At 53.7% G+C, this 22,212-nt stretch carries 19 protein-coding genes and 1 pseudogene; 3 read left to right on the forward strand and 17 right to left on the reverse strand.

Going from position 1 to position 22,212, the window contains the following annotated elements; genetic code table 11:
* Positions 1-39 precede the first annotated feature (39 nt).
* The 3 genes from D3871_RS29830 to D3871_RS13790 form a co-directional block, all read right to left on the reverse strand.
* Positions 40-504 carry a DUF5710 domain-containing protein gene (locus D3871_RS29830; protein WP_147376819.1) on the reverse strand — a complete coding sequence of 155 codons (465 nt, stop codon included), beginning with the start codon at positions 502-504 and terminating at the stop codon, positions 40-42.
* Between the two features lie 43 nt (positions 505-547).
* Positions 548-1,498 carry a Fic family protein gene (locus tag D3871_RS13785; RefSeq protein WP_233575605.1) on the reverse strand — a complete coding sequence of 317 codons (951 nt, stop codon included), beginning with the start codon at positions 1,496-1,498 and terminating at the stop codon, positions 548-550.
* 425 nt (positions 1,499-1,923) lie between these two features.
* Positions 1,924-2,850, reverse strand: a complete 927-nt coding sequence (locus tag D3871_RS13790; protein ID WP_233575606.1) for a GSU2403 family nucleotidyltransferase fold protein — start codon at positions 2,848-2,850, stop codon at positions 1,924-1,926.
* 398 nt (positions 2,851-3,248) lie between these two features.
* Here D3871_RS13790 and D3871_RS13795 point away from each other — a divergent pair, with 398 nt between their 5' ends.
* Both D3871_RS13795 and D3871_RS13800 read left to right on the forward strand, forming a co-directional pair.
* Entirely contained in the window at positions 3,249-3,497 is a 249-nt protein-coding gene (locus D3871_RS13795) for a type II toxin-antitoxin system Phd/YefM family antitoxin (protein ID WP_119769417.1), read from the forward strand.
* Positions 3,487-3,831: a type II toxin-antitoxin system RelE family toxin gene (locus D3871_RS13800; RefSeq protein ID WP_119769418.1), complete on the forward strand. Its 345-nt coding sequence runs from the start codon at positions 3,487-3,489 to the stop codon at positions 3,829-3,831. The genes D3871_RS13795 and D3871_RS13800 overlap by 11 nt, the downstream gene beginning before the upstream one ends.
* A 289-nt stretch (positions 3,832-4,120) precedes the next feature.
* Here D3871_RS13800 and D3871_RS13805 read toward each other — a convergent pair whose 3' ends face one another.
* The 6 genes and pseudogenes from D3871_RS13805 to D3871_RS13830 form a co-directional block, all read right to left on the reverse strand.
* Positions 4,121-4,546 carry a helix-turn-helix domain-containing protein gene (locus tag D3871_RS13805; protein WP_119769419.1) on the reverse strand — a complete coding sequence of 142 codons (426 nt, stop codon included), beginning with the start codon at positions 4,544-4,546 and terminating at the stop codon, positions 4,121-4,123.
* A complete protein-coding gene (locus tag D3871_RS31360; protein ID WP_119769420.1) occupies positions 4,543-4,692 on the reverse strand; it encodes a type II toxin-antitoxin system HigB family toxin in 150 nt (49 codons plus the stop codon). Before D3871_RS31360 ends, D3871_RS13805 begins: the two co-directional genes overlap by 4 nt.
* Positions 4,693-4,878: 186 nt before the next feature.
* Positions 4,879-5,718, reverse strand: coding sequence for a nucleotidyl transferase AbiEii/AbiGii toxin family protein (locus tag D3871_RS13815; RefSeq protein ID WP_338016843.1), 840 nt, complete (start codon positions 5,716-5,718; stop codon positions 4,879-4,881).
* Positions 5,719-5,792: 74 nt separating this feature from the next.
* Positions 5,793-6,392, reverse strand: coding sequence for a type IV toxin-antitoxin system AbiEi family antitoxin domain-containing protein (locus D3871_RS13820; protein ID WP_119769421.1), 600 nt, complete (start codon positions 6,390-6,392; stop codon positions 5,793-5,795).
* A gap of 332 nt (positions 6,393-6,724) precedes the next feature.
* Positions 6,725-7,057 (reverse strand): helix-turn-helix domain-containing protein, encoded by a 333-nt coding sequence (locus D3871_RS13825; RefSeq protein ID WP_119769422.1) that lies wholly within the window; start codon positions 7,055-7,057, stop codon positions 6,725-6,727.
* Positions 7,044-7,477, reverse strand: a pseudogene (locus D3871_RS13830) (type II toxin-antitoxin system RelE/ParE family toxin). Before D3871_RS13830 ends, D3871_RS13825 begins: the two are co-directional and overlap by 14 nt.
* Positions 7,478-7,791: 314 nt before the next feature.
* On the opposite strand from D3871_RS13830, the gene D3871_RS13835 reads away from it, so the two are divergent.
* Positions 7,792-8,088 (forward strand): nickel-binding protein, encoded by a 297-nt coding sequence (locus D3871_RS13835; RefSeq protein ID WP_119770071.1) that lies wholly within the window; start codon positions 7,792-7,794, stop codon positions 8,086-8,088.
* A 293-nt stretch (positions 8,089-8,381) separates the two neighbouring features.
* On the opposite strand, the gene D3871_RS13840 is transcribed toward D3871_RS13835, so the two are convergent.
* The 8 genes from D3871_RS13840 to D3871_RS13875 form a co-directional block, all read right to left on the reverse strand.
* Positions 8,382-9,539 (reverse strand): DegT/DnrJ/EryC1/StrS family aminotransferase, encoded by a 1,158-nt coding sequence (locus D3871_RS13840; RefSeq protein WP_199724772.1) that lies wholly within the window; start codon positions 9,537-9,539, stop codon positions 8,382-8,384.
* The gene (locus tag D3871_RS13845) at positions 9,536-10,384 is read right to left on the reverse strand and encodes a beta-keto acid cleavage family enzyme (RefSeq protein ID WP_119769423.1); all 849 of its coding nucleotides are present in this window, start codon (positions 10,382-10,384) and stop codon (positions 9,536-9,538) included. Before D3871_RS13845 ends, D3871_RS13840 begins: the two co-directional genes overlap by 4 nt.
* Positions 10,385-11,083 carry an acetyltransferase gene (locus D3871_RS13850; protein ID WP_119769424.1) on the reverse strand — a complete coding sequence of 233 codons (699 nt, stop codon included), beginning with the start codon at positions 11,081-11,083 and terminating at the stop codon, positions 10,385-10,387.
* Positions 11,076-12,611, reverse strand: a complete 1,536-nt coding sequence (locus D3871_RS13855; protein WP_119769425.1) for a glycosyltransferase family protein — start codon at positions 12,609-12,611, stop codon at positions 11,076-11,078. The genes D3871_RS13850 and D3871_RS13855 overlap by 8 nt, the downstream gene beginning before the upstream one ends.
* A 735-nt stretch (positions 12,612-13,346) precedes the next feature.
* A complete protein-coding gene (locus D3871_RS13860; RefSeq protein WP_119769426.1) occupies positions 13,347-14,882 on the reverse strand; it encodes a class I SAM-dependent methyltransferase in 1,536 nt (511 codons plus the stop codon).
* Between the two features lie 70 nt (positions 14,883-14,952).
* The gene (locus D3871_RS13865) at positions 14,953-16,209 is read right to left on the reverse strand and encodes a glycosyltransferase (RefSeq protein ID WP_119769427.1); all 1,257 of its coding nucleotides are present in this window, start codon (positions 16,207-16,209) and stop codon (positions 14,953-14,955) included.
* 8 nt (positions 16,210-16,217) lie between these two features.
* A complete protein-coding gene (locus tag D3871_RS13870; RefSeq protein ID WP_158597939.1) occupies positions 16,218-17,885 on the reverse strand; it encodes a glycosyltransferase family 4 protein in 1,668 nt (555 codons plus the stop codon).
* 437 nt (positions 17,886-18,322) lie between these two features.
* On the reverse strand, positions 18,323-22,132 hold the full coding sequence (locus tag D3871_RS13875) for a DUF4214 domain-containing protein (protein WP_119769429.1): 3,810 nt from the start codon (positions 22,130-22,132) through the stop codon (positions 18,323-18,325).
* Positions 22,133-22,212: the final 80 nt, after the last annotated feature.

The following is a 22,212-nucleotide window of genomic DNA, read 5'->3' on the forward strand; positions in this document are numbered from 1 at the left end:
GGGAGACCTGACCTTAATTGCACTTATATCCGAAACCGCTCAGGCGTTCGACCGCCATTTGCTGAACAACTTCACATCCTTTCCCGCCGGCACATACCACTTCTTAGTGGCAGCATCCCACCGGGCTCCCAGGCTCTTGGCAGCGTCCTTCTCGGCAAACGGCACATTCAGATAAGTTCTATCGTCTCCAGCCTTACTGGCAGGTTTTTTTGCTCTACTTGGCGGCTCAGCGTTTGACGAAGATGGCGATGCTGAAATGCGTGACAGATCGACTATCGGGCCAACATATGGCCGCGTTGAGCCGTCCGCCAAGGTTTCAATATGCGTTGTTCCGTCGTTGGTGGAATAGGTGCTGACGTAAGGCGGGTCGAATGGTGGCGTAGTTGTCTGCATGTAGTAGGAGTAGGAACGGAATTGAAACAGTTGACCGTTGAGGTGATGATCTCGCAAAAATGATCTGGTTATGTGTCGGAGCGTGTCGTCGCTGGTAATGACGGATTCCACGCCCTTATGTCGAAGAGCGCACTATACCGACCGATCAAAACAGTCAATCGAGCCGAATATCCACTTCCGGATACAGTTCCGGAAAGAGAAACCGAAGCGCATCGAGCGGCAGACCAAAGCGAACCGGCCCATGCGGCGTGTCGCTGACGAGCAGACGCGTTGCCAATAGCCGTGACAATAAAGTCCGTGCCGTTCGTTCACCCAGGCCGGTCATCTGAGTGAATTCTCCACGAGTAATCGGGCCTGCCGCGAAAACATGATAAAGGGGCAAAATCGCCTGAGGCCGAATGTTTTTATCTTCTGCGGACCGGAAGGTAACAAGGGCCTCGATACGACGCTTCATTCCATCCAGTTCAAGCATGCGGCTCATGTAATTCACCTGGTCTTCGCATACTTCAAGAAAAAACCGGATCCACTCGCTCAGGCCGGCTGCCGTCAAATTACCTCTTCCGTCCAGATCGCCGCGCCGCGGCGCATCGGCATTATGCAGATGCGCATAATAATCCTGTCTGGCGCGCGCCAACCCTCTGCTTGGCGACCACAACCCCGCTGACAGCGGCCACAGCGCGCAATGACTTTGCAAACGTGTCGCTCGACCATTCCCGTCCCGAAACGGGTGAACCCAGGCGGCACGGTGATGCAGGCATGCGATTGCGATCAGCCTGTTGTCCCAACTGGTTACACGGCCATAAACCTCATCCAGCCGAGAAAGAAATTTTGGCAGCGATGCCGCGACAGGAGGTATATGCAGCCCTACCTCAACGGTTTCCTTGCGCAGTGCTCCCGGTTCAACGATGTAGCCATCCTCAGTGGTGCGATCAGTATCTGAAAGCCGGGAGTACAAGGCGGTATGGACTTCGATAAGGAATTTCGAGGTAAGTACCGATTCGCAAGTCGTAACACGTGCTTCGAGCTCACGTTCGGCATCGATATGGGCAAGCGCAATTCTTTGCAACTTCGCGACATCAGGCCGTTGGGAAAAATCGTCTCGCAATGCCTTTTCGATATTCAGCGGATGGGTTCCCTGCCCTTCAATCCGGTTGCTGTAGTAAGAATTCATTGAGCGGACGAGCTCGCGAATCATTGCCCGTGCCGTTGGATGCGCTGCCGAGGTAAGGCTAAGAGCACTCTGAACGATAGTTGCCGCTCGAGCGTATAGCTCTTCGGTATGTATGCTTCGGAGCAAGGGTTCGAACTGGTGCGAAGAAGCGTACATTTTGCCGGTCTTTTTTCCGTTTACGTGTTTTTATATCTCATTGATTTTACATACTTTTCAAATAAATACAGAAGGAAATTTATAGGAATTTTGCCGGTCTTTTCGCCGCAATATCCGTGTTTCTTTCAACAAGAGGTAGCTGTTACGCGAGGTGTGCCCGCAGGTCCGACCCCATTTTCCCTTAAGGCTACGCGACCGTCCGTTCAGTCCTTGGCAAGATGTGGCAGGTACTCTCGCAAGACTTCTTCGACGGCCTTTGCTTGCAGGGCGTCGCGTCGACGCTTGAGCGCTTCTCGCTCCGGTAGCGTGCTCATCCACTGTTTGAAGCGAATGAATGCTCTCGGATCGAGCGTGTTCATCCGAGCGATGTCGCCATTGGTGGCGACGATAACGGCCGAAAAGGGTGGAGAATCAAGTAGTTCCTGGGCGCGGGGTGCTTGTGCCACCCCAAAGTCCTCTTCATCATCGCTCAACTGCAGGGGATGAGGATCGCCTGCGACTTGTTCACGCCGGATGATGTCGACCTCAAAGCCGTCCTTGTTGACGGCGGTGTATGTCTGCGAATTCCGAATGCGGAAAGTGGGGTCGACTTTACGAAGGACACCCAACATCGAACTGTCAACACGCTTCAGGGCGGTTGCGAACGCCATGCGCTTGCGAACGTCCCATAGCAGGTCAATGTCGCGCGTGGCGACAGCGTCATCCTCGAAGGTCACGCCTGCCGCCGATTCATAGGCGTAAAGCGCGTGAGTGCCGACCACACGGAAGTGATCGCTCAGGTTGGTTGCTGCCAGGCGATTCAGGATTTCCACGATGAGTGGCGCAACCCGCCCAACCCTGAGTGCGCGATTCATTCTCTTGTGTTTGGCGAGTGCCGCCTTTAAGCCAGCCAGTCGTTCTTCGGCCAGCGCTTTTCGTTGTTGGAAGCTCTTGTAAAGGGCTTCCGTTTCGGGAGAGCGCGGGCCCAAGCTCTTCTCGCTGCCAGAGGCACTTGTACGAACCAGATAGGTCTCGTCAGGAGCAGATGCTGGGCCCTTGTGCCAATACATGCCGCCTCGGACTTGTGCAGCCTCCGCCTGCGCCTCTTCGTGCGCTTCAAAGGTGGCAACGGCGTCGATGTATTGACGCATGGCGTCGGCTGGTCGTTCTAACATGAGAGCTTTTCGGTATATTTTGACGAAATTAAGTTATATGCCGAAAAATCATAAAAATCAATAAGTTAAATTATCTTCAAATGTTCCTCAAGCTTGGCGATGGGGGCAGTTTTGGCTATATCGTGGCAAATGGGTGCCCCCGTGGCTCACTTTCTTCAAAGGATAATTGGATCCAATGGCTACCCATTTGACAACGAATCCTGCCTAACTTTTTAACCTCAAAAAAGCACTTTATTTTGCATTGAATAATGCTACTATTTATGCGCATCTAGCCTACATACCTTGCCTTGAACTGACAATTGATCCAAGACTACCGAGCGAACTCGCGACGAACAAACTGCGAACTGACACTAATACGGACGACTGAAATGACTATGACCAACGTGATTTATGCCAATGCCACTGTGAGCATTACTGATCTTCGGCGTAACCCTGGTGCGGTGATCGAAGAGGCTGGTGATGCGCCTGTGGCTATACTCAACCACAACCGTGCGACGGCATACCTTGTTCCAGCCGGTGTGTTCGAGGCATTGATGGAAACGATCGAAGATATGGATCTGGCGGAAATCGTAAGAAGCCGACGCGGCGGTAAAACGCAGAAAGTTTCCCTTGATGAGCTATGAACTTGAGTTTCACGAAGACGCACTGAAGGAATGGAAAAAGCTCGATCCCTCGATCAAAGAGCAATTCAAGAAACAACTGGTCAAGCGGTTGGAAAACCCGCATGTCCCCTCTGCCCAGTTGCGCGGCAAGGACATGCAAAACACCTACAAGATCAAGTTGCGCGACGTTGGCTATCGCCTGGTGTATGAGGTCAACGATCACACAATCACGGTGCTTGTATTGGCAGTGGCAAAGCGGGATAAGAATCGAGCCTATGATCTGGCTGAGCGTCGGAAAGCAGAGCAGGCCGAGTCCCAAGCAGCAGTGCCTGACCACCTGCGAGTGGTCAAATGATGTGTCGTCGGGCTGCCGATGGCCCGGCCAAGTTAGCTCGCGTAGCCGTTGATTCGGAACCAGTAGTACGCTTTCTGCCCCCCTGGGCATATCCTGCGCAATAAAACTATTGCGCAGGATCCCTCTTTGATCAGTGACTGCGGCATTCACGGAATCTGATACCTCCGTATCTACTACGCCACTGCTCGCTTTACTAAGTCGTTTGGACTAACGGCTGAATGATAAGAAGGTGTGTGAATGCAAGACTTGCCCCCTTGCCTCTCCTTGCCCCTTTATTCCGTTAGCGAATTTACAAAAACGCAGCAACAGAAACACCGAAGCGTGCGGCAAGTGCCTTTGCTTGCCGCGCATTGATTTCACGCTTTCCGCTAAGGATCTCGCTGACAACGGACTGGCCGCCGACCTCTTCCGCCATATCAGTCTGCTTCAAACCATGCTGCTCCATGAGAAAGCGTAACACTTCATGCGGAGCGGCTTCGGGAATGGCGTGCCGCGTGTTTTCGTAGTCTTCGACCAGTTGACCGACGAGGTCGAGAAAGTCGGCCAGCTCATGGTTTTCATCGTCGCCCACCACATCAAGCAGGCCGTTCATCAAACCGACCATCTGCTCATACTGAGCGTCGTTGTGAATCGTGCCGATTTTCACCGGCAGCGAATCTTGAAATGCGTTCCATGCAGGCGCAATGACAGCGGGGTCAATAGTGGCTGTGTTCATGACTTCTTGCTCCTGTTGGCTTTATTCCATCGATCATATTCGGCATGCGTGAACACTTCCCGGATGTAAAGCTTTTGCCGGTTATAGTGAATCACGGCGATCACCCGAAAATTGTTGCCGCTCACATCAAATACAGTATGCGATATTTTACAAGGGCGTCATGTGGAAAGGTCGTCCAGTTGTCGATTCAGTCTGGGGCAGCGGCCAGCGGCCACCGGGGTCAAGTCCTGCAATCACTGTGCCAATCAATCTTCGGGGTAGCTGTGATGTACTCTGCTGGATTGCAAGACCCCATGGTTCTCGTTGTTCCTCTGGTTGTTCCTCTCTGAATATCAGCCAGCTTCTGCTGGTGACCAAGGACCGCCAGCGTGCCATTGCGCTGGAAATGCCGTGTTGGCGCTGGCCCCCTCAATGACCGGCAGCATGAAGGCGGCCAGCGCCGCAATGACTTCATTCAATGCCAGCGCTTCCAGTCTGTTCTTTCTCAGGAATGCCTGCCACTGTGTCTGTTTCTGCGGATCTTGCGCAAACGTATCCGTGAGCCCAAAAGGCACCTGCCCAGTCAGAGTGGTCTTGCGACGATCGAAAGTTGCCTGAACAGCTTGACGGAGGATGTCACCGTCAAAATCGGTATGCAGCGCCAGAATCCACAGGTCGAAATAATCCTTCATGCGACTGTTGGCGATGCCCAGGGATGAGAGCGCCTCGAATTTCTCCGCCACCACGGTGTAGCGTGAATAGACGCGCAGCTTTGGTGCCTCGAACTCTGACAGCATGACGGGGTACTCGACATCTTCCGGCCCTGGTGTCACTGCATCGCCAAAACCGATATCGATCTGAATCTGGCAGCGCGCGCTATCGATCGTGCCGAGCAACATCACGCGCACACCAGCATAGTTCGCCTCTTTGCGGATCTCGGCGGCGTGCACGGTGCCAGGCTGAAAAGTCACGCCATCGTGTGTCGCGAGTGTGCAGATCTCCTTGAAGATGCCTTCAATGTGCGGCAACTCCGCCGATCCAAACCCGAGAAAATCAGCGTCCCTCGTCGGGCGATGCGGGATGTCGAACCAGAGATCGAATAACAGTGCGCCTTTCAGCAAAAACTGATCGGCATGGTTTGAGATGCTGATCCGATAAAGCAGGCGCTCGATGGCATAGCGGGTCAGGACCAGATTGAAATCCTGCTGCGTCTCGCGTGCTCAATTGAGTAGCCTGGCACGTACAGACGCCGCCACGTTTCGTTCGTTCATGACAGGCTCTCCATGTAGGGGCGCATCACATTGGCAACACGGCACAGGGTGGCATAGCGCCAGAGTTCATCCATGCTGACCCGCTTGGCTCGCCAAGCCTCCTGCAGCGCTTCCATCGCCACATCGAGGCCGATCTTGTTGCGAAACTTGAAGCAGTCAGCCACGGTCCGGGCGACGTTGGTCACACGCACGGACACTCCATCGATCTGATGGTCTTCGATGCCGTCGGTCAGCGCGGCTCCAGAGAGGCGCACGATCCGCAATGGTGGGTAATCCATCTTCGGCGCACGGGCTTTATTGGGAATGGCGAGCCAGACTTCGAACGGCGACTGCGTGGTGAGGTCATGCACGCGTAGCGCCGATAGTAGGCAGACGATGGCTTGCGGATGCTTACGTGCCACCTCGGCCAGCGAGCCATGCTCTGACACCGCGCGATCAGGAATTGCATACAGACCACGACCCACGCGGGTGAGTAGCCCCTGCCGAACCAGCCGCGTGAGGGCGACACGGGGCAGCCCTTGCACAACAAGGTCACGCGGGCGGATGAGTCCGTGTTTGCGGGTCAGGCTCAGGATGTGTTGGTAGTTGCTCTCCATGCTGCAATATTGTTCCGAAACGTCGGTATATGTCAATAATAACCGACATAAAGGAACCCGGGCGGTCATGGTCAAGGCATCGATGCCTCCCCTCCGTAGCCAATGCAGCAATCCAACTGCTTGATTTGTCTGGGCGTAACTTGTTGATCTGTATAGGGCTGACTCGTGTCCTTTGCGGACTTCAGGCCTGTTTCGGGGAGCGAGGTTGGAGTGACCCCGTGGTTCTCTTCTTGCTGTGCCAATCAATCTTCGGGGTAGCGGGGGTGTACTTTGCTGGATTGCAAGACTTGCCCCCGTTCTTGCTTCCTTTTTTGTTTGGCACCGCTAACGGCTTACGCCAGCACTTCCAGCCCATGCTTTTCCACGATATTGAGCAACTTGGCAGCCGGTCCGCTTGGCGTCTTGCCGCCTGTTTCCCATTTCTGCACCGTCGAAACACTGGTATTCATGTAGGCGGCAAATACCGCCTGGCTCACATGGACCTTCCGCCGAATGCGTTTGACATCCTTGCTGGCATATACCGGCACTTTGGTTAGGCAAGCCTCATCAAATTCACGCATGGTTTTCTGATCAATCACGCCTGCACGATGCAAGCCTGTCGCCGCGCTATGGATGGCCTCAAACGCATCGCTTTTTGGTTTGGTTTTGAAGTTATTTGCAGTCATGGCAGATCTCCACTAATTCTTTCAGAGTGACGGCAGCGGCAATGCCGGCGTCCGTTGCCTTTGCATAGTTCTTGGCCAACTTCTTGAAGCCGGCCAGTTCATCGTCATCAATATTGACCCGGTCCGCCTTGGCAAATAGTACGCATAAATCCAGTACTTGCCGCCCTTGGCCACAATGATCGACCGGTGCATGTTGTCATTGAGGCGCTTCTTCCAGACACCCCCGCCCAGATCATCAGCCTTGCCCTCCATCACCGCCTTGATCGCCGTACATAGCTCATCGTCGCTGATTTGCTGCGTTTTGGCGGTCTTGGCAAACCACTTCGTCTTGAACACCCGCGCTTTCGCAGCAGGGGCTTTTGTCACCGCTTTTTTGGCAGCTACAGTGCGTTTGGCAGGGGTAGTGGGTGGTTTCGGCATGCCAAACTGTAGCACTCTGTGCTATAGAATGCAATTAAGCTGCAAGGTTCCGACCTAGTGGGTTCCCTGGCAACAGGATGCGCATAAAAACATGCTTTTTAGACGTGTCTTTTTGCACCACTTTTGCCAGCAGGTCAGGCTTTTGGCTTATCCGGTGCGCTTCTTCGAAACCAGCTAATGGGTGACCCAATTCTCCGTTCTTTCTCCGTTTCGTACACCCGTCTTCATTGACTTTTATCAAATGCGTTCCGGCTGCATGAATAACGATGGATACCGGGACACAAGGGGCTATTGAACGACGAGAGGAGCGTGCGATGTCTACCTTTGCCGTACAAAGAAACTTGCAAGGAATTACGATGGAACAACTTGGCGCTGCACAGCAAGCTGCTATCCAGGCAAGCCAGGCTGCTTCAGCTCAAGGTACACCAGTCACTTACATTCGTAGTAATTTTTACCCAGCAGATCAGCACTGCACATGCATATTTGAAGGGCCGAACCGAGAAGCGATCGAGGAAGTGAACAGGTCGGCGTCTCTACCTTTCGAGAAGGTGGAGGAGGTTCTTGATCTTCCAAGCCCACACTTGGGTATTTCGGAGCAACGTGACCACTGATTCCGGACGAACGTGACCGAATTTCGGGAAATCAGAGGAAATCAGGGTCACCCATTAGCCGGCCGCCGTCAACAGTACGAAGTCAATACTCGCGATGTGCTGCGATAGTCGTATTCAATGCAGCCATCGCTTCGGCTCTTGCAGGTCATCGAGTGCGCGCCCTTTGCTTCATGGTGTGGTTGCCTGAATCGCATCAGTCACCCATGTGGCTCAAGTGGGAGCGTTACGGGCCTGTTCCAAATGGGTGACCCCGCGGTTCCCTTCAAGACCGTACACGCCCATACTTTAGTTATTCAATTCGCAAGCGCCTCTACGACCGCCTTGATGACACGCTCCACCTCGTCATCAGTCAAACCGGGGCTCAGCGGCAAGCTCACTGTCTGGCGACCTATGGCGGTCGCGTATGGCGTGTCATCAGGATGCCAGCCGAGATGTTGCTGGTAGTACGGGTGCTCTGGCAACGCCAGATAATGTACCCCCACGCCAATACCCTGCGCAGCCATCTGTCCCATGAAGACATCGCGGGAAATCCCGCAGCGCGCTTCATCAATCAATAGGGTGTACAAATGGTAGCCATGACGAACATGCACCGGCGGTTCGTTCGGACAAATCACGGGTAAACCGGACAACGCGGTCTGATAGCGCTGCCATATGGCTTTACGACGCTCCCAGGCACGCTCCACCCGCTTGAGTTGATGAATGCCGATAGCGGCCTGCAAGTCCATCATGTTGTACTTGAAGCCGAGCTCCACCACTTGATAGTGTTTGTACCCATCGGCTGAGAAGCGCTTCCATGCATCCCGCGTCATGCCGTGCAGCGCCATTCTCCTGACGCGGCTTATCGGTTCCGGATCACGGGCCAGGACCATGCCACCCTCGCCGGTGGTGACATTTTTGGTAGCGTAAAAGCTGAAACAGCCAAAGTCGCCCATTGTGCCGGCGGCCCGTCCCCGATACGTCGCCTCGACCGCATGGGCGCAGTCTTCGATGACATTAAGCCGATGTCGTGTGGCGATATCGATGATCTCATCCATTGCACACGGCAAGCCAGCAAAATGCACCGGCAGCAGCGCCTTGGTGCGCGACGTGATCTTCTTCTCGATTTCGGCGGGATCGATATTCATTGTCAGTGGATCGATATCAACCAGTACTGGAGTAGCGCCCACATGCAGGATAGCGTTCGCGGTGGCGCAGAAAGTCAGTGGGGTGGTAATCACCTCATCGCCCTGTTCAATGCCGGCTGCCAGCAGACTCAAATGCAGCGCTGCGCTGCAGGAATTCACTGCCGCCACCTGCTCCGGCGCGAGCCCCTTGAAGGCAGCGAACTGCGCCTCAAACGCGGCCACACGAGGCCCCGTACCGAGCCATCCCGACTGCATGGTAGCCAGCACTTCGCGGATTTCGTCGTCGGCGATGTCGGGCGCCCCGAACACGATGAATGGGAGAGTCAAATCGTCATACCCAGTTGGTTTCTCAGTTCGGTGCGTGACATGAGCGGGCGCTCCCACAGTGCCGCCTGCGCAATAATGCGCTGCACCAGGCTTTCGTTGCTGGCTTCTACTGATCGTTGCCGATCAAACCAGAGATTGTCTTCCAGACCCACGCGTACGCCGTTGGCCATTAACAATCCTAGTCCATTGGCCCCCAACTGAAAGCGTCCCAACCCGGCGATCGCTACGATGCAGCCAGATGGCAATGCCGCGAGAATCGCCGCCAACTGAAGCAGATCGGGTTGAGCCCCGGCGATATTGCCGAGCAATACGTTCACGTAGAGCGGTGCCTGAACCAGCCCCTCACTGAGTAGCACTCTAGCAAAATTGGCCATACCCACATCAAACACTTCCAGCTCGGGCCGAATGCCACGTTCGCGCATTCGCTGTGCGAGCCGCCGAATCGTGTCGGGCGCGTTCACGCTCGCCGATTGGACAAAATTAAGGGAACTGAGGGTAAGGCTGGCCATGTCCGGCTTGGCATCACCGTCAAGATCCAGCACCCGCGCACGTGACTCGAAGCCCGCATCCCGACGTCCACTGGTCGTCACGCCGACGATAAGTTCACGTCCGCCGGGCAAGGCGCGAATTGCTTCCACCAGGCGCCCATACGGCTCCGGGTCGGCGGTCTGTACACCTTCAGCATCGCGTGCGTGCAGGTGCATCATCTGCACGCCGAGCGTAAGGGCACGGGCCACATCCGCCACGATTTCGTCATGCGTGATCGGTACATGTGGACTCATTGCCCTGGTCGGAATCACGCCTGTGCAGGCCAGATTGATAAAGAACGGAAATCCAACCTGCATTCAACCTCCTGATGCCTCAAGCGCGGTCTTACCGGCCTTGCGGGCGGGGTTGCCGACATACACTCCGTCAGGCTGGGTGTCTTGCACGACGACTGCCCCGGCGCCGATGAAACTGCGCTCGGCCACCCGGATACGATCGCGCAGTACCGCACCCACACCTACGAAAGCTTGCTCACCCACATAGCCTTCACCCCCCATGGCGACCTCGGCGGCGACAAATGCATGATCAGCCACCTCGCAATGGTGAGAAATGTGTGCTCCACTGCGGATGATGCAGTTGTCGCCGATGCGGGCAAAGGGCTGGATGATGGCATGCTCATAGATCAGCACGTTTTCGCCGATTTTCAAATCCGGCCACACGCTGGCTCTGCTGGACACATAACTTACGAACGTATAACCACGCTGCCTGGCCATTTCGAAGCGCGTGCGACGTACCCCGTTGATGCGCTGGTAGCCCATCGGAATCAGGAGACGGAAGTCGGTCGGCGGGTATCGGGCTTCCAATGTTTCGAAGGGCACCAGCGGCAAGCCTTCAAAATGCGATGACGCCAGGTAGGCTTCATCCACTGTAAACCCCGCCACCTGCCATGGGCTGTCGTGCAGCAAGCAGTACCAAGCAAGGCTGGCCGAACGAAGATTGCCGAATATGATGACCGGACGATCGTCGCCCGATGCTTTCGTTGAGATGAGTTCATGCATCGCTGGTTCCCATGCGTTGTTTGAAAGATTCGATAGCCCGGTGGCAAGCCTGCATCAAATCCTTCGCAGCCTGCTGGCCAGACAAATCGAGTCGAGTAATGAAGCGCGCCTGCATTTCGTTTCCGGCCTGCTGTCTCGCAGATGTGTCCGTCACCCAGACAGCGAGTTGGCTGAAATATTCATCGTCGGAACTTAGCGCACACGCACCCACTTTGTCGCCTCCATCATTATTGGTAAATGTCACCACCGGTAAGCCTTGCTCCATCGCCATGGCCACAGCACCGCCGCCGCCCATGCGTGGAGGATTGACGTAGACGTCGCTCATGGCCAGCCAAGCCTCTAGGTTGAGCTGAGGTGGTATCAGGTGAATCCGTGGATGCAGCGGCAAACCCGGTAGCGATTTGCCCTTGGCCACGCCTATCAGAAGCCAATGCACGTCGGGATGCGCTTCGACGAAATCAACGATCCTTTCACTCCAGGGCGGAAGAATCTCAAAATGCAAACGAACGCCGGCAGTCACCAGCACGGTTGCCGTAGCAGCTAAACCTACCGTAGCTCGGTCAACAGGCGTGGCCGGCCCCTTGGGCCAGAATCGGAATGGAAAGGGAAAAACCACGGGTGCAGGAACACCGGGCCAACACACGACATCATCCGACGAATCGGCGTTTAGCCACACATCCACCGGTGCCAACGGCGGTAAGGCATGCACCGACAGGCCGACCACCGGGTAGCGCGCGAATAACTTGTACATCAACGGGGACATGAATCCAACGAACACCACCACGTCTGGCGCATAGGCATCAATAGCCTGCAACACGTGATCAAAACGCGAGCGCAAAGAAAATTCCGTATTCGGCAGCATCAACTGAATCGCCCGCGACGTATTCAGCTTCAGCGATTCCTGCTCCACCGCCAAGGCAGCGACACTCTCTATGCTGCCGTGATAGCTGTCGACCACCGGGATGGTGGTTTCTTTTGCAGTATAGGCGTAGAGGTCCGTGCTCTGGCGGGCCAGGACGCTGATGAGGTTAAGCGTGAACATGGTACCACCATGTCGGCTGCTGCCTACCTCCGGCGTGTAAATCGCCACTCGCAGTCGAGAGTCGGGCGTGCCACGCCGAATGGAAACCCCACCTGAGATACGCGCTGCTACCAAGCTTTGCAAGCGGACGGCATCGATGTCTTGCAGTAGTTGCGCAAAGGCGTTCCGTTCCGGCATGCGTACCAACGCCTGGTGCCAGGCCAGTCCAAGTAAAGCCATAATGGCGTCTGGTGACGATGTATCGTCGGCGAGCATCGCCTGCCGGACGAGCCAAACGCAATCGTGCGTGAGATAGGCCAATGCCGAGCAGCGTAGCCATTCCGCGTCCCGGGCTTTGAGTACCAGCGCTGCGATTTCATTGATTAGTGCTGTCCGCGCATCGCCCTCCAGAGTATTAGTCAGCGATGCGAGGCGCTGCCACAACGGCGATGAAGTCGGCGCAAATTTAACCGATTCGAGCGCGTCGAGCGCTACTGAAGGATTCATTGAGAAGTCTTTATTACGACAGGCCTGAGTTAAGTGATTGATCTTGTGACGAGCAATGCCAAATGACATTTCATATGAGTTGCCGTGCCTGGACGGCAGCTTCGCTAATACACCACGTTTCCTGCGCTATCGCGATGGTTCAGTTTGAAAGACTGCCACTCAGTGTTCCTATTTGAGCATTCAGTCAATGACTGGCGCATTCGATGTGTCGCGAAGCGCCCAATCTTCCCTTAGCAAGAGGGGCCAAGCACAATTACTCGAATGTCAATTACCGCCTGAATGTTCAGCAGAATAAGGCGAGGCGCCGGGGTCAATGTACCTCCTTTGTGCTTCACTAACGCAGGTGCCGCATTATAACAATCTGTGCTGGATGGAGAGGACAGACGTTACCCGTCTTCCAATTACAAGCAGGTTAATAAATGCCTCGAGGCACAATAGAAATAATTACTTTTTTTGGCGTAGAGAGCCCGAAGTTCGTCGGCGCGAAATCGCCATTTTGGGTAAGGTTGCCATCGACTCAGGCCTGACTGCTTCGGTATCGATACCGTCATGGACGACGTTGGTCCGACAGCGAAATAACTTGGGGAAGGTGTTGGCCGTCAAATGCTTATCTTTTCCCCCGAGATATGGGGCAGTCTCGTCCCGCTGCTATTTTATGCAGTCGGGTGTGGCTTCCGAAAGCTCATCAAATGAGTCAACGTTCTAACTCACATAGGTTACGCGGGCGATAATTCATCAGGCGATCTGCAATGATTTCAAAATTGGAAGTTGTTGAAGTGCGAAAGCAGTAGCGTCCTTGGTTAATTTTGCGATGTTCGCCTCTGCTGTGGGCAATGCTTTGCCATCTACAACAATAGATTGCCCTTGTGCAGCAAAGATCTCCCATACAAATTGGGCCCACTCTGATGGTTGTTTCCGACCATTGAGCGCGGCTAAAAGAAATAATTGCTCAGAACGCGCCACACCCACGCCACCTCCAGTGACGGGGCTTGCCAGGTAACTAATATCGGAACTCCCTTTGCATTTATTCATAAGATGCAAATTAAGCCTATCAGTTTGTAACTTGGCATTTTCAATTACTTGATCTTCTTGGACAGCGGCGACTGCGCCTTTGTCTATCAAAAGCATCAGTGCTTCTAAAATGTGCGCCAACTTTAAACAGTCTTTTGCTACGGCCTGCTCAATATGCCCGATGGTATGCACACGATGATCTGTCAGGACGTCGAGAATCGGCGAGTAAATGTTGTCATGCATTTTCGCTTCACCCAAAGCACCAACGGCAGTAAGTGAGAGTGCTGTACGCGCCAATATCAGAATTACTTTTTGGCGCCGTATCGCTTCAATGCGTTCAACATTAGACAGTCGTCGCAAGCCTCTTACCCAGTAATCCCTACGGAATTGCTGATTAACCATGAAGTCACGTACCGTTTCCCGAAACATCGGATCCGGGATGTCGTTTAGAAACGCTTGCTGGTCGCCAGTCAGATTCACGCCGTTCACATGACTAAGATAATGCCCTGAGCATGCAAAGTTCAGTTTTGCCGGCGCCAACCATTCCGCCATTTCGGCAAAGGGCATCGGATGCCAATCGCGATTGAAATACTCATGGGCCAAATAACTACGGTCCTGCGCCTTCATGGATTTTATTCGTTGGGCTACCTGCGGATTGGCACGGAGATACAGCGGATTTGTGGCAAGCAGCTTCTCGGCAAACTCCATAGCGGCATCAACCCGGGAAATGATTCCTCGTCCCGGTGCAGCCATAACCTCAGCATGTTCGGTGAGTAAATGCCGCATTGGCACCATGGACGCCCATCCAGGCTGGGTGTTATAACTGAGGTAAAGGACACCTCCAACTTTCAGCTTGCGTCGAAAGAAGTCGACGATGATCGACCGATTTTCGTCGGATATCCAGCTCCATATTCCATGCAACCCTATATAGTCAAACTCGGGCAAATCTTTTCGGTTGCAAAACTCTGCGAAGCCTTCGTCAAAGATTTGTGCACCCGCATTGGACACTAACGCTAGTTCTTGTGCGAACGCTGCTTGCGATGGATTGAAATCAGTGCCATACCATTGCGTTACTGAAGCGGCTGCATGCAGATTGATGCTCATGCCCTGACCAAAACCGAGTTCGCATGCGACATTGGTTTCCGGTGGTGTTACGCCCGCATTCAGAAATGCAAGGCGCAGACGAAGCGGATTTAACTCATGGTAATAGCCGAAGGTGTATCCGATATCGGCAACATAGCCCGAAGTCCAATCGGTCATAGGTAACTCGCATGGTAGTTGAACGCGCGACTATTCTACGTAAAATAACGTTATATCGCTTCTGGATGCATTATTTGTGATCAGGTTTTGACTGGAGGGATTCAACCCAATCCAGCTGGCGCGGCAGGCAAATATTTTTTAGGTCATAGGTCGCCTGCGCAAAAGCACGTGCATTCGCACCTAGTCGTGCGCGGGCGGCCGCATCGCTTAGTAAGGCGCAGATCTCCTTCGCCAATCCAGCTACATCAAAAAAATTGACCAGACGACCTGTATCGTCGTGCCGAATAGCCTCATGCAATGGTTGAGTATCACTTGCAACAATCGCGCATCCGGCACTCATTGCTTCGAGCAGACTCCAGCTCAGCACAAAGGGATAGGTGTGATAGACGTGGACCGTCGACAGTTGCAGCAAAGGGATGAAGTGCTGGTAGGGGATGTTGCCAAGGAAGTGTACGCGTCCCCAGTCGGCATCATTGATCTGTCCACGCACCTCAGCCGCAAAGATGTCCTTCCACTTGCGGTCGCCTTCGGGCCGTGCGCCATAACTGACATCGTCGCCACCAACCAGTAACACACGCGCATTCGGTCGGGCGCGTAAGATTGCAGGCAATGCGCGCATGAAGATGTGATAGCCGCGATACGGTTCGAGATTGCGGTTGACGAAGGTAACGACCTCATCGTTACGTGTAAGTACGATCTGCCCGGAGTTCGTCGTCAATGTCAGGCTTACGGCAGGGTTAGGTGCGATTGCGTCGGTGTCAATGCCATCGTGAACGACTGTAATCTTGCTGCGAAACGGTTCCGGGAAAGTGCTGGCTTGCCAGTATGTAGGAGAGATGCCCGCATCGGCCACTTCAAAATGCAGCAAATTATTTATGTTTTTTAGCCGTACCCGGCATGCGTCGCCTATGTCCGCATTTGCGAACTCCGGATCGAATCCGACATCTGCGCCGTGTGGATGGTAAAAAAACTCACAATAGATACCTAGTTTTGCGGTTGGCCATACTTCCTTGACGAATAGACTTTCGCCCCACCCCGGATGCGCAATAATTACATCAGGTACAAAGCGTTGCTGCCTTAGTGCAATCGCAGCACGTAACGCTGCTTCGCCGCGTATCGTCTTCGTTTCAAAGTCAGCGACCCACGGATGCATATTGGGTGTCGTGCCACGGTTGGCCTGAAACGGCACCATATGGACGCCCTCCCAGGTCGCCGGCGCCTTTGACTGCATCGTCATGGCGACAACCGTATGTTTTGCCGCAACTAAAGCAGGTGCCAAATGCTTAAACTGCCCAGGAAAGTTTTGGTGGATGAAAAGAATATTCATGCTTGCATTCAGGCGTGATCCGCTAGTTTCAGTACGTTCAGTTTCAGCATCCATACCAAAGCACGGAAGACAAATGGCTGACGCTCCGCGGGCAGCGCTTGAATGAGTGTGCCCGCTGTTTGTGGACCGTTAACCAATGCAGTCAATACGATATCGCATTCGGCATCGGAAGGAATAACGTGCTTTGCAAAATTAACCATTGCCAACGCGCGCCACCGTGTCAATGCCTGAACTGCATCAGAACGCGCAAGAGTCAGCTTTGTATTCGCCGTAAGTAATTCTGTCGGATAGTTAGCAAATGCAGCGAATGGGTCCATGCGCGCCGGCCATGGATTAGGCAGTGATGTAATGAATGCACGATTCCCATTGCGAATTTCGGCGAGCTGCGCCCAAAGCGTTTCATACTGCGGAATGATTACGGCCCAGTCATAAGCTTGGCGCGCCCGGAATCTACCCGCCTCACCCATTTTCCAGCGCAGTTCCTGCGAAGCGAACAGTGCTGAGAACGCTTTCGCACTTGCCGCCACATCGACTGACACCAATGAGCACGTATGACCGCAATACATATCATAGGTGTCGACATCAAGGGCATGGCGTAACGCCAAATCAGTGCCCAAGCCTGCTTGCGGCATAACCGTTGGAATACGATAGCCGTCGATACCGTCGCGCACGGTGTCCTTGTAACCGTCCCAATCACTCACTACGACCGGTATCCCAGCAGCCATGGCTTCGATGGGGACAATGCCAAAGGTTTCTTGAATATTATCCGACAAGCTACAGAATACATCTGCGCTCGCCCAGGCAGTTAGCCGGTCTTCGGCTTTGCGACCGTCCAGCGTTATAACCCGCACACTTGAACAAGCCTCTTGCGCAGCATCCACGTAGGCTTTACTAATAAAATCGTTTGCATGCCAACCGCACTCGATGAGAACGATTCGCTCGTCTTTAGGTAATGCTTGCGCCGCAATTTCGAGCGCCTGGTACATCGCTAATGGATGTGCTTTTGCGTGAAACGACAGACGTCCCATGAACAGGACGACATGCGTCTTCGCGTCTGCGTTGACGGCGGCGCGCGCGGCAGCCTTTTGATCTTCCGTGTACACAAAATCGGAAGTATGAATACCAAGCGGAATCACCGGCAATTGCGGCAGTACCATGCGGGTTGCACCTGTTCTTTGCACCAGATAATCAGTCTGCGCTTGCAATATGCGCATGACGTTGTCTTTAACCGCGTTGCTGGTACAGATCACTGCGTCCCAAGGCTGGACAGGAGCCGTAAGCAGTTCTGCGATGGAATCCATGGCACCGGCCGAGGCGGTAGTATGCGTAATACCGCACAAGCTCCAGTTTGCATGCCCGTAGTGCGCGCGTTGCCATGCGTGAATACCAATACCGGGACCAGGATGATAGACGGTGCCGGCTTCGGCCAGACCGCCAAGCGAGTTTTTATCAACAGCTTTGACTTGTTCCGTGCGTCCGGCAGATGAGACTGCATGGGCGAATGACTTGCCATGATCGATGTGTTGTACCTGTACCCAGAATTCGTTCGTTTTACCGTAGGCGAGATAGCCGCGCAGGAAAGACTCGCCAGCGGCATTGCGGCCCATTAATTTTGGACCTGCAGTCGTATACGCTTCAGGATGAAAATAGATTGCAGAAGAAGTGGGATTCGTCACGATTTTGCTTTCATTACCAGCCAAGGTGTTGGACCGGAACGCCATTCCCGCACAGACAGAAGTTGGTCCAGGTGCGTGAGATTATTAAACCAACTCGGAGCCTTGGTCAGTTGCCGTTGTCCGTATCTTCTACAACAGTAATGTCGTGTGTAGAAGCAAATCGCTCAATTAAAGTGTTGGTTATTCCCGAAATGAGACATTCATGGGATTCGAGGCCGCGATGTAATTGGTCGTGAACGTTTTTATGGAGATTCATAGACAGCGAGATATACGTCATAAACCTCGAATTTAGCAGCAACTTCTCTCATGCGTAAGAATTAGCATAAATTTTTATTTTGCTTGAAACAAAAAAAACCCTGCCCATTGCTGGGCAGGGTTTTAGTCGTCACAACTAGTCTAATTAGCTAGAGAAGTGATCAAGATCACTTCAATGGTTTTTAGAATGCAAAGTTGCCAGTAGTCAGTGTGGTGCTATCAGTTGTGATAGTGCCAATCAGGACCAACTCGCCGCCTGCAATTGCTGCAGTACCGTCGTTATTCACACCATAGACGTAGAGCTTAGTTGCGTCGTCAGCACCAGACACTATCAGGATTGCTTCAGCGCTAGCAGCCACATCAACTGCGTCCAGAACACCAGTATCTGTCAGTGCCGTGATCATTTCAGCAGCGGTATCAATACCTGCCGCTACTGCGACCTGTGCCACATACACTTTATTAGCAGCAACAGCAATCGAAGTACCTTCAGTAGCCAGCGCACCTGTTGTCGCCAGTGTGATCGCAGTACCAACATTAGCATTGGCCAGCGAGCCTGCAGTGAGAACACCTGCAAAGTTCAGCACGTCAGCTGCTACGGTAAAGCCAGTAATAGTATCTGCGCCGTTGTCAGCTGTTGTCGAGCCACTGAATACAACTACGTCAGCTGCCGAGTTTGCTGCTGTCTCAGTCAGAACGATCGCGTCGTCACCAGCACCGCCAGTGACTGTGTCAGCACCGTTACCAGCATTGATGTAGTCGGTACCAGCTGCACCAGACAGGCTTTCAGCAGATGCGCCACCAGCCAGGTAGTCAGCACCGGATGTACCAGTAACCTTTGTCAGGTTCAACAGATGGTCAACAGATACGGAAGCCAGGTTGCTGTTCGAACCAAACAGATAAGCAGCAGTACCAGCAGCGACCGAGCTAGTGCCACCAGCGATGAACGAAGTGCTCAGCGCTGTATTGATTGTTGCAGCGGAGATCGCAGCAGCGCTCAAGTTGACTACAGCACCAGTCGAAATGACGTTACCGTCGCTATCTGTCACGCCAACCATGCCGGATGCGTCGAGTGTGTTTGTACCAGCACCACCATCGATTGTGTCCGAACCCAGACCACCAGCCACTGTGTCGTTACCTGCACCACCGTTGATAGCGTCTGCCTTTGTACCACCAGTCAGAACGTCTGCACCTGCGCCACCGGTCACTGTTGCAGCAACAGTGCTAACCAGAGTTGCTGTCAGGGCGCCTGCGAAAGTCGAGGCATCCAGGTTGGTGACTGCTGTGCTGCCAGTCAGTGTCAGGTTCATCGATGCGGCATTACCAGCAACAACTACCTTAGTTGCCTTGTCAGCTGTCAATGTCAGCGAGTGAGCTGCATCAGCAGTTGCGCCTGTAGTCGTTGTGTCGGAATCATTGCCTGTTACGTTCACAGTTTCAACGTTAGCAACTGTTACAGTGTTCAGAGCAACGCTGCCGGACGCGTTTGCAGTCAGGTTTACAACGTCTGCGCTGCCAGTAGCGTCGGCCAGACCCAGTGTCAGGGTATTGCCGAGGTTTGCTGTTGCAGTGACGGAGTTAGTAGCACCCAGACCAGTTACGCCAGCAGCACCACCAAGTGCGTTCAGCGTGATGGTGGAGATACCATCCAGACGGCCGACATCGACGGATTGTGCCAGTGCATCAAGGTTCAACACTTCAACGTTCGAAATGTTGTTATTGAGTGTGTTGACGTTGGAAATTGTCAACGCATTGACAGCAGTAACGCCAGCATTTGTCAGCGTGATTGTGTCTGTGCCGTCACCACCATTGATGGTGTCAGCTTGTGTCAACGTGTCGCCGAGAGAGATCGAATCGTTACCTGCACCGCCATCAAGGTTGACGTTGCCAGCTACAGTGATAGTCACGGAGTCGTTACCGTCACCGCCAGTGATAACGTCGTTGCCGCCTGCGCCAGTGATAACATCGTTACCAGCACCACCAGCCAGCGTATCAGCACCTGTGCCGCCGAAGATGTTGTCGTTACCTGCACCGCCATCAATGCTGGAAGAATCGTCACCACGCAGCGTGTCGCTGTTGGCGGAGCCCAGGATCGATGTCAATGTGCTGTTTGCTGCCGCAGCACCCATGGTCAGGGAAGCAGTGCCAGTCAAGCCGGATGCGTTAATCACGTTTGCAGTGATAGCACCAGTGCTTGTGAAGGCGTTGCTGCCTGTCAGGTTCAATGTCGACGTACCACCAGTGTCAGCTGTCAGAGTGATTGTGGTTGCAGCTTGAGTAGTCGCTGCACCAGTGCCGGAACCGTTGATAGTAACAGTTTCGTAACCAGAAACTGCCAGACCACCTGCAGCAGCACCGAAGATCGAGATTGCAGCGCCAGTGTTGGTGACGGTCAGTGAGTCAGTTGTTGCTGTACCTGTGTCGCTAACGGTCAGTGTACCGGTATTAGCTCCACCGATCTTGACGGTCATATCGCCAGCAGCCATGGTCACTGTGTGCGCGCCCGAACCAAGTGCAAGTTCAACTGTGTTAATACCAGTTGCTTGTACGTTAGCTGCCGTCAGGTTGCCTGCAAGTGCGTTGGTTACCTTAATGGCTTCGAAGTTGGTCAGTGTTGCGGTAGTCGGAGCTGTGTAAGCGGTCAGCAGGGCTGTAGTGGCCGCAATAGTGTCGGTACCGTCGCCGCCGTTGACTGTGTCAGTTGTAGCCAGATTGGCTGCAAATGTTACGGTGTCATTGCCTGCACCTGCGTTGATCGAATCATTCACAGCGTTAGTACCAGTGAATGTCAACGCGTCATTACCAGAACCACCGGTAATTGTCGAAGCAGTTGCTTGGTCGGATGTGAAAGTTACACCAGCAGTTGCTGCGCTTGCGTCAACGGTCAGAACTGTGGCACCCAGTGTGCCGAGGTTCAGAGTCTGGTTGCCGGAAACTACGTACTTGGTCGCAGCAGCGGTTGTCAATGCAGTCACTGCATTGGCGCTACCAGTGGACACGATGTTCAGTGTTTCAATGCCAGCGATCACGTTTGTACCTGCAGTCTGACCGTTCAGTGTCAGAGTTGCGGTATCAGCTGTACCAGCAACAGCGGATGCTGCAAACGCGAAGGTTGCACCGACAGCGCTGTTCGAAACCTTCAGGCCTGTCGATGTGGAAGCGATGTTGCTGATAGTAGTTGCTGTTGTAGAAGCACTGGATTCGACGCTAGTAACACCAGTTGCGCCCAGCAGGCTCAGTGTCGCGCCAGCGGTATCAGTGACAACAATGTTTTCAACGTTCTTTACAGCGGCAGCTTGGTAAGTACCTGCTGTGCCGAGGGTAATGTTCAGGGAGTCTGTACCAACGCCGCCGTCGACGGAGTCAGAACCTTGGAAAGCCATACCATTTGCTGCAGTATAAGCTGCGTTAAATGTGTCGTTACCGGAGGTACCAACCAGGTTGTCAGTGCCGGTTGTCAGCACGAAAGTAGCGCCCGAACCAGAAGCTGCTGCAGTTTTTGCTGTTTCAACGGAAGCTGCTGCGTCTGTCACGCCAACCAATACGTTTGCTGCCTTCGAAACGTCGTTACCACCCAGGTCAACAGCGTAGTACAAACCAACTGTTACCTTGTTCTGGAACAGTGCCTTGGAAGCCAGAGCAGCAGCGTCAGTACCAGCGTAGCTGTTGACTGCAGCAACCATTTCAGCGATCAGAGCACCCTTGGATGCGCCAGCGTTCAGCTTGGCTGTCCAGAAAGCTTTGCCTTCTGCATCCGGTGTACGGCCCAGAACGTTGGTGTAGAACTTGGTAACGATTTCTTCGTTAGTAAGGAAAGTCGGGTAAGTTGCACGTGCTGGTTCTGTTTCGTACATCGACTGCGCGATTTCAGCGACAGTCTTGCCGGCGTCGAGTTGGTTAACCCAGAAGCCGAGACCGTCACGCTCAGGAGCGCGGCCGAAAAGCGAAACGTACAGGTTCGCTACGTCGGTACGCATTTGTGTGGTAATTGCCATTTAAAACTCCCAAAAAGGAAAAATTAAGAATCCCAGCGAAGCCGGCTTTTTTTGTGTTGAGCCAGTTGCTGTGCGTATAG

It is taken from the genome of Noviherbaspirillum saxi (assembly GCF_003591035.1).
In the GTDB taxonomy this organism is placed as follows: domain Bacteria; phylum Pseudomonadota; class Gammaproteobacteria; order Burkholderiales; family Burkholderiaceae_D; genus Noviherbaspirillum; species Noviherbaspirillum saxi.